Origin of the sequence: Longitalea luteola (assembly GCF_017356035.1) — a bacterium.
GTDB classification, from domain to species: Bacteria; Bacteroidota; Bacteroidia; order Chitinophagales; family Chitinophagaceae; genus Niastella; species Niastella luteola.
This window is the reverse complement of the sequence record NZ_JAFIQX010000001.1, coordinates 705776-720234: the sequence shown is the minus strand read 5'-3', so window position 1 is coordinate 720234 and position 14459 is coordinate 705776. Positions and strand designations below refer to the sequence as shown.

General features: G+C 45.3%; 12 protein-coding genes. 4 read left to right on the top strand and 8 right to left on the bottom strand.

The features are described from left to right. Positions 1-62 precede the first annotated feature (62 nt). Positions 63-1157 carry a hypothetical protein gene (locus JUB15_RS02695; RefSeq protein WP_207510775.1) on the bottom strand — a complete coding sequence of 365 codons (1095 nt, stop codon included), beginning with the start codon at positions 1155-1157 and terminating at the stop codon, positions 63-65. A 261-nt stretch (positions 1158-1418) separates the two neighbouring features. On the opposite strand from JUB15_RS02695, the gene JUB15_RS02690 reads away from it, so the two are divergent. After that, complete coding sequence (locus JUB15_RS02690) at positions 1419-2744, top strand: amidohydrolase (RefSeq protein ID WP_207510774.1); 1326 nt, start codon at positions 1419-1421, stop codon at positions 2742-2744. A 139-nt stretch (positions 2745-2883) separates the two neighbouring features. Here JUB15_RS02690 and JUB15_RS02685 read toward each other — a convergent pair whose 3' ends face one another. From JUB15_RS02685 to JUB15_RS02660, 6 genes are all read right to left on the bottom strand, one after another. Next, on the bottom strand, positions 2884-4566 hold the full coding sequence (locus tag JUB15_RS02685; RefSeq protein ID WP_207510773.1) for a glutamine--tRNA ligase/YqeY domain fusion protein: 1683 nt from the start codon (positions 4564-4566) through the stop codon (positions 2884-2886). 226 nt (positions 4567-4792) lie between these two features. Next, entirely contained in the window at positions 4793-5203 is a 411-nt protein-coding gene (locus JUB15_RS02680) for a hypothetical protein (protein ID WP_207510772.1), read from the bottom strand. Between the two features lie 213 nt (positions 5204-5416). Then, a complete protein-coding gene (locus JUB15_RS02675; RefSeq protein WP_207510771.1) occupies positions 5417-6136 on the bottom strand; it encodes a LytR/AlgR family response regulator transcription factor in 720 nt (239 codons plus the stop codon). Further along, a complete protein-coding gene (locus JUB15_RS02670; protein ID WP_207510770.1) occupies positions 6133-7152 on the bottom strand; it encodes a sensor histidine kinase in 1020 nt (339 codons plus the stop codon). Before JUB15_RS02670 ends, JUB15_RS02675 begins: the two co-directional genes overlap by 4 nt. Before the next feature lie 273 nt (positions 7153-7425). After that, positions 7426-8103: a YggS family pyridoxal phosphate-dependent enzyme gene (locus JUB15_RS02665; RefSeq protein WP_207510769.1), complete on the bottom strand. Its 678-nt coding sequence runs from the start codon at positions 8101-8103 to the stop codon at positions 7426-7428. A gap of 195 nt (positions 8104-8298) precedes the next feature. Further along, complete coding sequence (locus JUB15_RS02660; protein WP_207510768.1) at positions 8299-9453, bottom strand: acyl-CoA dehydrogenase family protein; 1155 nt, start codon at positions 9451-9453, stop codon at positions 8299-8301. Positions 9454-9614: 161 nt separating this feature from the next. Here JUB15_RS02660 and JUB15_RS02655 point away from each other — a divergent pair, with 161 nt between their 5' ends. Then, complete coding sequence (locus tag JUB15_RS02655; protein ID WP_207510767.1) at positions 9615-11066, top strand: arginine deiminase family protein; 1452 nt, start codon at positions 9615-9617, stop codon at positions 11064-11066. Positions 11067-11073: 7 nt separating this feature from the next. Further along, positions 11074-11988: a citrulline utilization hydrolase CtlX gene (gene ctlX, locus JUB15_RS02650; RefSeq protein ID WP_207510766.1), complete on the top strand. Its 915-nt coding sequence runs from the start codon at positions 11074-11076 to the stop codon at positions 11986-11988. A 139-nt stretch (positions 11989-12127) separates the two neighbouring features. Here ctlX and JUB15_RS02645 read toward each other — a convergent pair whose 3' ends face one another. Next, the gene (locus tag JUB15_RS02645) at positions 12128-13012 is read right to left on the bottom strand and encodes an SDR family oxidoreductase (RefSeq protein WP_207510765.1); all 885 of its coding nucleotides are present in this window, start codon (positions 13010-13012) and stop codon (positions 12128-12130) included. A 439-nt stretch (positions 13013-13451) separates the two neighbouring features. On the opposite strand from JUB15_RS02645, the gene pfkA reads away from it, so the two are divergent. Beyond that, a complete protein-coding gene (gene pfkA, locus JUB15_RS02640) occupies positions 13452-14435 on the top strand; it encodes a 6-phosphofructokinase (RefSeq protein ID WP_207510764.1) in 984 nt (327 codons plus the stop codon). Positions 14436-14459: the final 24 nt, after the last annotated feature.

Below are 14459 nucleotides of genomic sequence, written 5' to 3'. Positions count from 1 at the left end.
GAACTATGAACTTTAAACTTTGAACTGTGAACTGTAAACTGTAAACTGTAAACTGTAAACTATTACCAAACAATCTTCTTACCGGTCATTATTCCGTTGCCGGTTAACCGAATTAGATAGGTACCGCGTGATAAAGATGGCAGCGGCAATGTAACCCCGTGCACACCCGCTTCCAGCTCAATCCTTTTCAGTTTCAACACTGCGCCATTCATAGCTACTACCGAAATGGTGTAGCATCCTGTTTCCGGCGTCTGCAGCGAAGTGTAAAGTAGCTCCCCCTGTATGCTGGCATGATTTATCACTGCCTGTGTTGCCGTTTCCTTACTTACCCTAACTATGGGCGACAAAAACGTTCTTCCATCCGGTGTTTGGCCCTGTACCCGGTAATATAATTTGGAATAAACAGCCGGCACATTTACATCGGAATAATTATAAGAATACGTTGCTTTAAACTCTTTTTCGGTATAGGTGTTGATGGTGGTATAATCGATGCCGTTTGTTGAACGCTGCACCTTGAAAACAGTTCCCTCCTGAACCTGGCTCATCTGCCATTTTACATTAATACCGTTCGCATTGCTGCGTATTGCCTGTATGCCGGTTATGTGTACAGGTAATACAGCGCCTATCCCCTGGATGCTGATATTGTCCAATACAAGCCGGCTAAGACCTCCACTGTTGATACTTACATTATAGCCATATAACCGGAATGTAACTGTTGAATAAACCTGCAAAAAGGCACTGCCCAGGGGAACTGTATAATTGGTGTACGTATGTACCAGGCTGTTGGAAGCGATATCTGTGGTAAATCCATCGAGGCTTGACCGCAGGCTCCATGCAGTTGGACCAGAACCGGCTGGTGACCCCGTATTGCTGCGCCGGATGCGCAGAACGATACTGGAAAGATCGAGTTGATACCCGGTATTCGGACTGATGCTGAACTGCAGATAAGAACCGGTATTAACGGCCCCGGCCGGCCAGCCATCCTCACCATAATATTCTCCGCTGCCATTAAAGACTTTTGAAGGTATGCTTCCGCTAAAGTCGGCGTTCGCAACCGAATTATAGGTACCACCAGTGCCAGCCAGGGTATTGTTGAACGTCCAGTTGCCGATCGTTTGTGACAGACAGGGGAAGGTAAACAAAGTCAGTAGTAACATACCGACCATGGTCTTATCAGGAGATAAGAACCATTTGGGCCTGCCATGGGGTATGGCAGTTGTCATTGGGAGCACGGGCATCTCGGAAGGGGTTTTCGGGATTAAAACACTTATTAAACGATAAATATATTTCCTTATTATAGCTATGGCCGTCAATCAATTATAAAAAACATAAGTACCATATAAAGTAGATTAAAAATCATATGTTTAACCGGGATGGCAACTCACATTTTTTTTCTACATTCAGAAAAATAATCCCGCATGCAGCCAAAACAGTCAATCCCGTGGATCCTGCAACTGCTCCTGCTCCTGTTTACAATTACTGTTCAGGCCCAACCAGGACTGAATACGATGATCGACAACGAGGTCAGTTCCATCAAATCGAAAGTGATCGAATGGCGCCGCTACCTGCACCAACATCCCGAGCTTTCGAACCGCGAATACAAGACCGCTGAATATATTGCTGCTCATTTGAAGAAACTGGGTCTCGAAGTGCAAACCGGTGTTGCCAAAACAGGCATCGTGGCTATGCTGCGTGGCGGCAAGCCCGGGCCGGTGGTGGCTTTACGGGCCGACATGGATGCTTTACCGGTGAAGGAACGGGTGGATATTCCTTTTAAATCTACCGTACAGGCCGAATACATGGGCGATACGGTACCGGTCATGCATGCCTGCGGACACGACAGCCACGTAGCCATGCTGATGGGCGCTGCCGAGGTATTATCAAAGTTCAAAAAGGAAGTACCGGGTACGGTCAAGTTCTTCTTTCAACCGGCAGAAGAAGGTCCGCCCGGTGACGAAGAAGGCGGCGCGCCCCTGATGGTCAAAGAAGGTTGTATGGATAATCCGAAAGTAGATGCGGTTTTCGGAATGCATATTGAATCGGATATAGAAGCAGGCAATTTTGAATATAAGTCCGGCGCATTCATGGCATCGTCCGACTGGTTCACCATTCACATAAAAGGCAAACAAAGCCATGGTTCACAGCCCTGGAAAGGTGTTGATCCGATAGTAGTGGGCACTGAAATTGTAAACGCGCTGCAGACCATTGTGAGCCGGCAATCGGAGCTCACCAGGGCGCCGGTGGTGATTACCGTAGGCAAATTTCACAGCGGGGTTCGACCCAATATTATTCCGGAGGAAGCAATATTACAGGGCACCATCCGGGCGCTGGATAGCAAAATGCAACAGGAAACACATGAACGCATTCGTAAAATAGCCACAGCCATAGCATCCGCCATGGACGCCACGGCAGAAGTTTCGATCGATACCAAAACACTTGTAACGTATAACGATCCTGCCCTGGTTAAGATGATGTTACCCACCTTTGAAAGAACGGCGGGAAAGGAAAATGTAAAGGAACGGGCATGGGTAACGGGCTCTGAGGACTTTTCTTATTATGGTGAGAAAGCGCCGGTATTCTTTATTTACTTCGGAGGTATGCCCAGGGGAACCGATAGATCGAAAGCTCCACCGCATCATACCCCGGATTTTTACATAGATGACAGCCGGCTCGATGTGGGCGTGAAGGCATTCTGCAATCTTGTCTTCGATTATGCGAAACAAACGCAAAACATTAAACGATGAACGCCTAATGCGGAACGCTAATACAAAAAATGCAGAATGCCGGATGAATGTAACATCCGGCATTCTGATTTATACACGAAGCGTTATGTTTTTTGATCCGCCTTTGACGGTTGTGGCGTTGAGCGTTATGCGTTCAGCGTTAAGCCTTTTTCTGCTCCTTCGCCCAGGTATCCTTCAACGTCACCGTTCGGTTGAACACCATCTTCTCTTCAGAGGTATCTTTATCCAAACAGAAATACCCTTTCCGCAGGAACTGGCAGCGGTCGCTGAAGCGGATGTTCATCAAAGAAGGTTCTGCATAGGCGGAACTGATCACCTGCAATGAATTGGGATTGATATACTCCTTGAAATCGCCTTCTTCGCTGGTGGGGTCTTCTACCCTGAACAACCGGTCGTACAGCCGAACTTCCACATTAATGGCCTGGGCTACGCTCACCCAATGCAAAGTACCTTTTACATGAATACCTGATGTATCGGAACCACTTTTACTTTCAGGCAGGTAGGTGCAATGCAATTCGGTTATTTTACCATTGCTGTCTTTAATTACTTCATCACACCTGATGATATAAGCGCTTTTCAGTCGAACCATTTGTCCGGGCGCCAGGCGGAAGAATTTCTTGGGGGGATTCTCCATGAAGTCTTCCCGTTCAATAAAAATTTCACGGCTGAAGGGAATTTCCCGGTGCGTTGTATTCGGATCTTCCGGATTGTCTTCACTTTTCACCATTTCAAAAGAACCATCGGCCGGGTAGTTGGTAAGCACCACCTTCAACGGATCAAATACCACCATGCGGCGCAGGGCGATCTTGTTCAGGTGCTCACGAACGCAAAACTCCAACAGCGACACATCGATCATGTTCTCCCGTTTGGCAATGCCTATGCGATCGCAAAATTCGCGAATGCTTTCCGGCGTATAACCGGCCCGGCGTAAGCCCGAGATGGTTGGCATACGGGGATCATCCCAGCCGCTAACAAATTTTTCGTTCACCAGTTGCAGCAGTTTTCTTTTGCTGGTAACGGTGTAGTTCATATTGCGGCGGGCAAACTCATATTGATGAGAAGGATATATTTCCAGTTTTTCGATCAACCAGTCGTACAACTCACGATGTGGCACAAACTCCAGCGTACAAATGGAATGGGTAACATTTTCAATTGAATCGCTTTGACCATGCGCCATATCATACATGGGGTAAATACACCATTTATCGCCTGTGCGGTGATGATGCGCGTGTTTAATGCGGTATAGGACCGGGTCGCGCATCAACATGTTGGGATGCGTCATATCAATTTTAGCACGCAGGGTACGGGAGCCATCGGGGAACTCGCCGTTCTTCATGCGGGCAAACAGGTCCAGGTTTTCTTCCACAGAGCGGGTACGAAAAGGGCTGTCTTTACCGGGTTCGGTAGGCGTACCTTTCATGGCAGCTATTTGCTCAGAGGTAGAGTCATCCACATACGCCAATCCATTTTTTATAAGTTTTACGGCGTATTCATACAACCTGTCGAAATAATCGGAAGCATACAACTCGTTCTTCCACGTAAAACCCAGCCACCGGATATCGTCCTTAATGCTTTCCACATACTCCGTTTCTTCGGTAACGGGATTGGTATCATCAAAACGGAGGTTGGTGTATCCGGGGTATTTTTGGGTGAGCCCGAAATTTAAACAGATGCTTGAAGCATGACCAATATGCAGGTAGCCATTCGGCTCGGGTGGAAAACGGGTAACGATAGATTTATATTTTCCCGATTTCAGATCCTCTTCAATGATCTCTTCTATAAAATTCAGACTTTTTTCTTCCGGTGTGGTGATCTCTGCCATAACTCAATAAATTGAATTTGGCAAATTTACGTAATTCCGGCGTCTTAGTTGGGGTACAGGCGATCGTTCTCGCCGGGATGGGAATATTTTTTAGGGCCGGTTGCTCCCCCTTCGGTGAGTTTCATTCCGATTGACCGGAATGAAACTTAAGGGCAGCTATGACAAAACAAATTCGTGTTCAAATAAGATCTTCAAAAGTAGCCATACTGCGCAAAAGCGTCAGTTACTACATTCTTTTTACATAGATCTGTTGAACCATTTTTGATTCGGTAGCCAGCTCAAACTTGTGGCTTGTCTTGTTATTGCTGTCACGGATGATGATCACCAGTTTACCATTTTCAACCGGCGCTCTGAACACTTTACTGAAGTTCTTGCCAGTGAAAGTAGCACGGTACAGGTTATCGCCATTAACGTCATTAACCAGTACATCGAAACGGCCACCATCAGCGTTTTCGAACTTTACATTAAAGTAAACCTGGCCTTCTTCCATTTTGAGGCAGGATACAGTAGCGTTTTCATCATCGATCGTAGAATCAGCAACTTTCGCTGTTGCAGATGTGAGGGTCATAATAACCGCCATTAGTAATAAAGCTGTTTTCTTTCCTGAAGAAAAAGCATTAAGCATGATTGATTTCATATTCGTTTTGTTTTAATACAAAAAATGTTAATATGAAAGCAAATCGTTTATATTATAGGGGCAAGCTGGCAAGCGGTTGATTAACAAGTGAAGACAAGCAGCGTTGAATAGATGGAGTTAAAAAGAACGATTAATCTGTTGCAAATTTATACAAAAAACGGGAAAAGGTAACCCTATCGTATAGATTGTGACTAAAATAATATTTTGGTAATATCATCGCCGCAACAGGCGGTTCTGTATCAATTGCTGTAATACCGCTTCTTTTTCGGTGCGGCTGATAGGTATATGATGCCCGCCAATGGTTATATCATTGCCTTCAATACTTTCCACTTTTGCCGCAGCTACAATGTATGATTTATGCGTGCGTATAAAGCGGCCGGCCGGTAAATGACTTTCAATGCTGTGAAAAGTGAGATAAGTTATGTACCTCTTCGCGGTGGTATATACGGCTACATAGTTCTGTAATGCTTCTACAAACAAGATATCTTCATATAGAATCTTCACCAGCTTGTTTTCACACTTTATAAAAAAGTAACCGGGTTCTTCGGCCGGTGCAGCCACAGGTTGCGTGATGGCTTCCTGCATAGTTCGCGCTTTGGATACCGCCTTCCAGAAACGCTCAAACGAAAATGGTTTCAACAGGTAATCAATGGCATTCCACTCAAACCCTTCCACCGCATATTGCGGATAAGCAGTCGTGAAGATCACCATGGGCGGGTATGTCAGGGTCTTTAAAAATGCAAGGCCGGTCATTTTGGGCATTTGTATATCCAGGAACAACAGGTCTATCTTTTCTTTCATCAACAGTTCCGCTGCTTTTAATGGATTATCGAACTCCCCGGCCAACTGCAGGAATGAAACATCCTGGATGTATTCCCTTAACCCTTTGCGGGCGATTGGTTCGTCATCTATGATTACACAGCGGAGTGTCATGTTAATAGCAGGTTGAGTTCAATTTTAAAGGTATGGGCGTTGTTCGAGATCTGTAAAGTATGTTTGCCGGGATATAATAACTCCAGTCTGCGTTTTACATTCGCTAGTCCAATGCCGCCTGGAGGTTCTGTGCTGCGCTGCTGATCGTCTTTCGAGTTCTCTACGATAAAAGTAAGGGTTCCGTTTTGCCGCTGCAGACTAACCCGGATATAATTTTTTTGATGGCTATCATGTGAAATATGCTTGAACGCATTTTCAACGAAAGGTATCAGCAACAGGGGTGTTATCCGGAACCCTTTCACCTGCTCCCCTACTTCAATGCCTACTTCATATTGATTGTCTTTTCGCAGTTCCTGCAATCGGATATAATCCTGCAGGTAATGCACTTCTTTTTCTATTTCAATGGTATCGCTGTTGCAATCATACAACTGGTAACGCAACAGGCCTGCCATTTGCAATAAGGTGGTACGGGCTTCCGCATTCTGCTTATCGATCAAAAAATAAATTGTGTTCAGCGAATTGAATAAAAAGTGCGGATTGATCTGTGATTTCAAAAAATTCAATTCCGTTTCAGCCTTTTCCCTGGCCATTTCACCGAGGCGCCGCTGGGCGCGCGCATGATCTGTTAACAGTTTAATGGCAGCACCGGTGCTTACCAGCAAAAAATGCGGGATCACATTATCGTACACCCGAACTTTAAACCGGTCCCAGATATCAAAGGAAGTTTGCAGCAGGGCTGCTTCTACATACATTTTGCCAATGCTAAATGTAAACACAAGCGTTATGAAAAAGAGCGCAAACAGGAAATATCTTTTCTTATACAGCAGCCGCGGAATAAGCAGGTAGTTGGTGAGGTACACCATCAGGGCCAGATCAGCCACTTTTATGAAGGTTATATACCATCCCTTACCGGCGGGGTAATCCTGGTAACGGAAAAAATGCCAGCCGAAGAACAGCAATGCCCAGCCCAGCAGATGATGCAGGTAATAACGTTGTATAAAACCAGCCGTTTTCATACATGCAATTAAATATACAAAATTGAAAGGGGATAAAATGTTACAGGTATAGTAGCATTTGCTTGATGAACTGCCTTTTGCCCCCTTTAGGGGGATGGGGGGTATAAAAGAAAAAAGAGCTGTAGAAACAGCCCTTTACCATTAATCAATAACCTATGAAAAACACTATTTAATTATGTAAGTCAAAGATAAACAGTGTAATGCCCGGGTCATAATCAATTCGATGTTTGCATATAAAACCCCGATGAATTAACTGGAAAAACCGATAAGCTATTACAGGCGGGCGCCAAATAACAGGCTTCCGATGCGCACCAGGTTACTGCCCTCCTCTATAGCCAGTTGGTAATCACTGCTCATGCCCATTGATAACGTATCAAATTGGGTATTCCAGGGAAGGCCGGCGCAATGATCGAACAGTAATTTGAGGTATTTGAATTCTTTACTAACCTGCTCCATATCGTCGGTAAAGGAAGCCATGCCCATTAAACCTCTTACTTCCACGTTCCTGAGCTCGTTTAAGAGTTTATACTTATGAATAGCATCCATCACCTCCATCAGCTCCAGCTCATTAAAACCGAATTTGGTTTCTTCCTGGGCTACATGTACCTGTAACAGGCAATGGATCACGCGATCGAATTTGCGGGCCTGCTTGTCAATTTCGAGTAATAGTTTATAGCTGTCTACACCATGTATAAGATGTACAAAAGGAGCAATGTATTTCACCTTGTTCGATTGCAGGTGGCCGATGAAATGCCAGCGGATATCGTTCGGCAGCACCACCTGTTTTTCGGCCAGCTCCTGCACATAGTTCTCGCCAAAATCGCGATGACCCTGATCATATAATTCCTGAATATCTGCAACCGGTTTGGTTTTAGAAACAGCAACCAGGGTTACATTTTTCGCCTTTAATTGTGCATTAATTTCCAGATAAGCTTCTGTATTAACCGCCATTAATAGTTCTGTTTAGTCTATGATATAAACAATACCTTACTAACTGGCGCAAAGGTACAAGGAAAAGCTATTAAAGCTTTTCGATCAAATGAATGGCAGAAAAATAGAAGGGAAAGAGAAAAACTTCATAAGGGACGTTTCTCTCAGTTTAATCTGTATTCCATTATCACATCAGCTAATTATCACATTAGCTAATTATTTCAATATAGAGCGGCTGATCACAATGCGCTGTACTTCGCTGGTGCCTTCGTAGATCTGAGTGATCTTGGCATCGCGCATGAGGCGTTCTACGTGGTACTCTTTAACATATCCGTAACCACCATGTACCTGCACCGCTTCCACGGTTACCCACATGGCAGTTTCACTGGCATACACTTTGGCCATGGATGAACTTAATGTATAATCAAGATGCTGGTCTTTTTCCCAGGCGGCCTTCAAACATAGTAAACGGGCGCATTCGATGCGGGTAGCCATGTCGGCCAGCTTGAACTGAATGGCCTGGTGATGCATGATCTCTTTACCGAATGCTTTTCTTTCTTTGGAATATTTCAATGACAACTCATAAGCGCCACTGGCAATACCCAATGCCTGTGATGCAATACCGATACGGCCCCCGGCCAGGGTCTTCATGGCAAACGTAAAACCAAAGCCGTCGCCTCCTATCCTGTTCTCTTTGGGCACTTTTACGTCGGTAAATGTTATGCTGTGGGTATCGCTGCCGCGAATGCCGAGTTTATTTTCCTTGGCGCCCACCGCTACGCCTGGCCAGTTCTTTTCTACTATAAATACATTGATGCCTTTGCTTCCTTTCGAAACATCTGACTGGGCCATTACCAGGTATACAGATGCAGAGCTTCCGTTGGTGATCCAGTTCTTTGTGCCGTTCAACAGGTAATGATCGCCTTTGTCTTCAGCAAAAGTGCGTTGCGAAGTAGCATCGCTGCCGGCCTCCGGTTCACTTAACAGGAAGGCGCCTATGTACAAATCGCCGTTTTTACGGCCCTGTGCCAGCGGCACCAGGTATTTTTGTTTTTGTTCTTCAGAACCAAATTTTTCCAGTCCCCAGCAAACCAGGCTATTGTTTACGCTCATACATACACTTACGCTGGCATCTATCTTACTGATCTCTTCCATGGCCAGTACATAACTGATGGTATCCATACCGGCGCCGCCGTAATCCGGACTAACCATCATGCCCATAAAACCCAGTTCAGCCAGTTTCAGGATTTGTTCACGCGGGAACTTCTGGTGCTCATCGCGTTCTATAACCCCCGGCAGGCAATCGTACTGGGCAAAATCGCGGGCAGCTTTCTGGATCATTAAGTGTTCCTCGGTAAGTTGAAATTGCATATCACGAATTTAATACTTGGCCGCAAAAATAATGGAATTCATTACAAAACTAACATTTGTTCGTATTAATTTTAGGGTGTTGGAACGGATTTGCTATATTTGGTACCCCCTGCTTTTACTTATATAAGTAGCTATCAATCAGAATAAAAATTGAAATATCTATGTCCCATAAAGAAAAAAAAGTGGTTCAGGTTACTTCGGAGATCGGCCGCCTGCGACGATTGTTAGTACATAGCCCGGATAGTGGTTTGGGTAAGGTAGTGCCATCCAAAGCCCAGGACTGGTTATTTGAAGACATTGTGCACCTGGAAACCATGCGTAAAAAAGAGTATGATTACTATACCAAGGTATTATTGTATTTCCTGGATCCGAAAAAGATCAGGGGCCGCCTGCACCAGATAGATGCTCCTGAGAACAGCCGCGATTTTTATAAACCGGGGAAACCCGATTTCTACAGATCGGAAAAAGTAGTGGAGCTGGAATGGCTGCTGGCCGACATCCTGGAGGACCAGGAAATAAAGTTGAAACTGGTAGCTTCGGTATGCGCCGTGGAAGGTTGTTCCTATGCTACGCAGAACGAATTGCTGGCCCTGTCACCCACCACGTTGTCGAAAACGATCATCAGCGGCACTATCAATGAACACCGGTTGATCTTTCCGCCCATCCCCAATTTCATATTTACCCGCGATATTGGCATCGTGATCAATGACTATGTGCTGCTGAACAAGCCGGCCAAGACAGCCCGCCTGCGCGAGGCCCTGCTGGCCAAATACATTTTCTTTAACCATCCGCTGTTTGAAACTTATCGCGATAATATTTTAGAGATCCCCGACACAGCCCACCATTTTCTGCTGCCCCGTGATGGCGATGAAAAGAAAGTTACCCTCGAAGGCGGGGATGTAATGGTAGTACATAAAGACCACTTACTGATCGGGATAAGTGAACGTACCACGATGGAAGCGGCCCGCCAGGTAGTGAACATGCTGTTCGCCCGCAACATTGTGAAAAAGATCACGGTGATCAAAATTCCGCGCCGGCGCGATTACATGCACATCGATACCATCTTCACGCAGGTAAAACGCAATGTTTGGGTAATGCTGGGCGCCTTCAGCAAAAAAGTGATGAAACATGAAGGAGCCGATCCGGTTGAACGCATCCTGGAAGGCCCTAAAAAAGAAGATAAGATCAGGATCATTCAATTCAGGAAAAAAGACCCCGAGAATCCGGTATACTTCGATAACCTGGAAGAACTATTGACAAATATCAGCGAAAATGACCTCGAGTGCAATTCGAAAGTAAAGTTTATTTACTCCGGTAATAACCAGTTTCCCTTCGACACCCGTGAACAATGGACCGACAGTTGCAATCTGCTGGCGTTGAAAGAAGGCGTAGTGCTGGGTTATGACCGCAATGATAAAACAGTAGAAGCATTCCGCGAAGCGGGTTTCAATATCGTGCATGTAAAAGACCTGCTCGATCAATTCGAAAAGGAAGAAGTGCAGCCCGATGACCTGGAAGACACCCTTATACTTATTCCGTCGGCCGAGCTATCACGCGCCCGCGGTGGATTTCATTGTATGAGTATGCCATTACTCAGGGAAGATATAAATTAATGCATGTATGCAAACAACAGCCCATTTATTGATGATAAGACCGGTGAATTTCGGCTTTAATGCCCAAACAGCGGTGAACAATGCCTTCCAGGTTGCAGGCGCTGATGCGGCAGCCCAGGAAAAGGCCCAGGTGGAATTTGATGATTTTGTAAACCTGCTAAAGCAAAATGGGGTAAATGTCACCGTTATCGACGATACTCCCGAACCTCACACACCGGATTCTATTTTTCCCAATAACTGGATCTCCTTTCATGAACCTGATACCATTTGCCTGTATCCCATGTTTGCGGAGAACCGGCGGCAGGAACGCAAACCACCGGTGATAAAACAACTTCAACAACAATTTGCCATTCACAATACTTTGGATTTTACCGGTTACGAGAACGAGCAACAGTACCTGGAAGGCACGGGTAGTATGGTGCTTGACCGCGAGCATAAAATAGCTTATGCCTGCCTGTCGCCCCGCACGCATCAGGCGGTGTTGGATGATTTTTGTAAAAAGCTGGGGTACCGGCCGGTATTATTCACTTCGGTAGATGGCCAGGGCAAGGCCATTTATCATACCAATGTAATGATGTGCGTGGCAGACCGGTATGTGGTCATTTGCCTTGAATCGCTGCCGAACCATGCAGAGTATCAAATGGTGCAGGGAATTATTGGCAAAACCGGTAAGGAGCTGTTCAATATCAGCTTTGACCAAATGAATCATTTTGCCGGCAATATGTTGCAGGTGCAGAACCAGGAGGGTGAAAAATTACTGGTGATGTCGACCCAGGCCTATCAGTCTTTACGTCCTGAGCAGGTAAAAAAACTGGAAACGTATAACCGCATCCTGCATGCGCCATTAACGACCATTGAGACCAATGGCGGTGGCAGCGCAAGGTGTATGCTGGCGGAGATCTTTTTAAAACCAATTAGCTGATTTGATAATGTGATAATTTGATAATGAAATACAAGCCTACTGCTGACGCAGGGCTGTTTATCGGCTGACATCACGTGAGGCCACAAAAAATAGGACTGCTGCACCTAAAGAATTATCACATCATCAAACTATCACATTATCACATTAGCGCTAAGCCTTCATCAAACGACATTGGCTCATACCCCAATTCTTTCCTGGCCTTTTCAATTACAAACCCTGTCTTTAATGGCCGGCGGCCGGGTTGTGTAAAGGTAGATGCATCTACTTTTACGATCCTGCTGGCATCCAGATTAAACTTGTTGGCTGTCCTGATAGCGATATCGTACGGCGTTAACCAGTCTTTACCGGAAATGTGAAAGATCCCGGTTGCTTTTTTTTCAATGATCAGGGCAATGCCTTTTGCCAGGTCTTCCACATACGTGGGCGTGCGCAGCTGATCACTTACTACCTGAATGGTCTTGCCCGCTTCAAGACTTTCTTTAACCCAGCTTACAATATTACTGCGCGTACCTTTCAGCAGATTGCCATACACCAAACAGGTACGCACAATGGCAAATGGGATCTCACAGGTTTGCACCATACTTTCGGCCTGGAGTTTTGAAAACCCATACAAGCTGATCGGTCTGGGATCATCCTCTTCTGCATAATTTCCCTTCTCGCCGTCAAAAACAAAATCGGTAGAAATATAAATAAAGTGACTGCTAAAAGTTTCAGCATCCGTGAGTATTTGAGATGTGCCCTGCACATTGATGCGTTCGCATTGCTGCGGGCGCAGCTCGCATTCATCAACCTGGGTCATTGCAGCGGCATGTACCACTACATCGGGCTTTTCAAGGCTCATGACTGCAGCTGTTTGAAAGCCATCGGCAACATCCATGGAATGGTATGTATAATTACCGGATGGCTCAAAGGGCAATCTCGATTCGCCGCGGCTGGTGGCTACGACCTGATAATTTTTACTGAGTAATAATTTGGTTAAATGCTGCCCCAACAATCCATTCGCTCCGGTGATCAATATTTTCATCTGATTATTATTATTATTCGCTTTGACCAGATTGAACCTTGTCATCCTGTTTACACGGGGATGACCGTTTCATATCATTATTTAGTATTTCGTTTTCTTTCATTCAACACACGAATCGTATTATGCATACGGTTGTTCAATTTATTAATCATTTCTTTCTAACACATTTATTATCTTGAACCTTGTAAGCCATTAACGGGCAACTAATGTTAGCTAAACCCGTTTCCTTAATAAAACCGCAATAATGGTTAAAAAAAATAGTGTTTCGTAAAAAAAATATCGATTTATAAAACAATTTTAGTGTTTTTTTGAGTCAGCGTGTACTTAATACGTGTATCAAAACAAAACCTTATTTTTGGGCCGCCTTTCAAAAAAGTAGACAGCCTTTATCGATTTCCTTTGCAGATTCGAAGATTTATAAATAAAACAGATTTTATTCATGGCAAAAAAGGTGACTAAAATCGGTGTCCTTACCTCAGGGGGTGATTCTCCGGGTATGAACGCCGCCATACGGGCAGTTGTGAGAACCGGGAATTATTATGGACTGGAGGTGTTTGGTATTATGCGCGGTTATAGCGGTATTATTGAAAATGATATAGTACCCATGCATTCGCGCAGTGTAGCCAATATCATTCAACGGGGTGGAACGATCTTGAAAACAGCCCGCTGCAAAGAATTCTTTCAACCCGAAGGACGTCAGAAAGCTTATCAAAACCTTAAAAAACTGGGTATCGACGGCCTGGTGGTCATTGGCGGTGATGGTTCATTCCGCGGCGCCGACATCTTCAGCCGCGAATTCGACATCCCCTGCATTGGTTTACCCGGTACCATCGACAAAGACATTGCCGGAACCGATTTTACCATTGGTTTCGATACTGCTGTAAATACTGCTGTTGAAGCTATTGATAAAATTCGCGATACAGCCGATGCTCACGACCGTTTGTTCATTATAGAAGTAATGGGCCGGGATGCTGGCTATATTGCCCTGCACAGTGGAATTGCCACAGGTGCGGAACATATTTTGATACCAGAACGTAAGACGGATATTGAGGAACTGATAGCCTCGCTTCAGGAAAAAGAACGCCGCAAAAAACTCGTGAACATGGTGGTAGTGGCCGAAGGTGATGAATTTGGCGGCGCCAATGAAGTGGCTAAAGTGGTAAAAGAACGCCTGCCGTTCGCAGATACCAGGGTTTGTATCCTGGGGCATATTCAACGGGGTGGTTCGCCAACCTGTCTCGACCGCCTTATTGCCAGCCGCATGGGATACGCTGCCGTGGAATCCCTGCTCGAAGGCCGGCACAATGTAATGGTGGGCATATTGAATAACCGGATGCACTATACCCTGTTGGAAAGAGCGGTGAAATCGAAACAGAAGATCAGCGAAGAATGGATCAAGATCGTGAAGATCCTGGCCAGCTAATCAATTTATTAGATACCATAACCT

Bases quoted from the DNA above. Each gene is read 5' to 3' on its own strand.
- JUB15_RS02655 (WP_207510767.1), top strand. From the start codon at position 9,615: ATGTCCCATAAAGAAAAAAAAGTGGTTCAGGTTACTTCGGAGATCGGC.
- JUB15_RS02690 (WP_207510774.1), top strand. From the start codon at position 1,419: ATGCAGCCAAAACAGTCAATCCCGTGGATCCTGCAACTGCTCCTGCTC.
- JUB15_RS02680 (WP_207510772.1), bottom strand. From the start codon at position 5,203: ATGAAATCAATCATGCTTAATGCTTTTTCTTCAGGAAAGAAAACAGCT.
- JUB15_RS02675 (WP_207510771.1), bottom strand. From the start codon at position 6,136: ATGACACTCCGCTGTGTAATCATAGATGACGAACCAATCGCCCGCAAA.
- JUB15_RS02670 (WP_207510770.1), bottom strand. From the start codon at position 7,152: ATGAAAACGGCTGGTTTTATACAACGTTATTACCTGCATCATCTGCTG.
- ctlX (WP_207510766.1), top strand. From the start codon at position 11,074: ATGCAAACAACAGCCCATTTATTGATGATAAGACCGGTGAATTTCGGC.
- JUB15_RS02695 (WP_207510775.1), bottom strand. From the start codon at position 1,157: ATGTTACTACTGACTTTGTTTACCTTCCCCTGTCTGTCACAAACGATC.
- pfkA (WP_207510764.1), top strand. From the start codon at position 13,452: ATGGCAAAAAAGGTGACTAAAATCGGTGTCCTTACCTCAGGGGGTGAT.
- JUB15_RS02685 (WP_207510773.1), bottom strand. From the start codon at position 4,566: ATGGCAGAGATCACCACACCGGAAGAAAAAAGTCTGAATTTTATAGAA.
- JUB15_RS02665 (WP_207510769.1), bottom strand. From the start codon at position 8,103: ATGGCGGTTAATACAGAAGCTTATCTGGAAATTAATGCACAATTAAAG.
- JUB15_RS02645 (WP_207510765.1), bottom strand. From the start codon at position 13,012: ATGAAAATATTGATCACCGGAGCGAATGGATTGTTGGGGCAGCATTTA.
- JUB15_RS02660 (WP_207510768.1), bottom strand. From the start codon at position 9,453: ATGCAATTTCAACTTACCGAGGAACACTTAATGATCCAGAAAGCTGCC.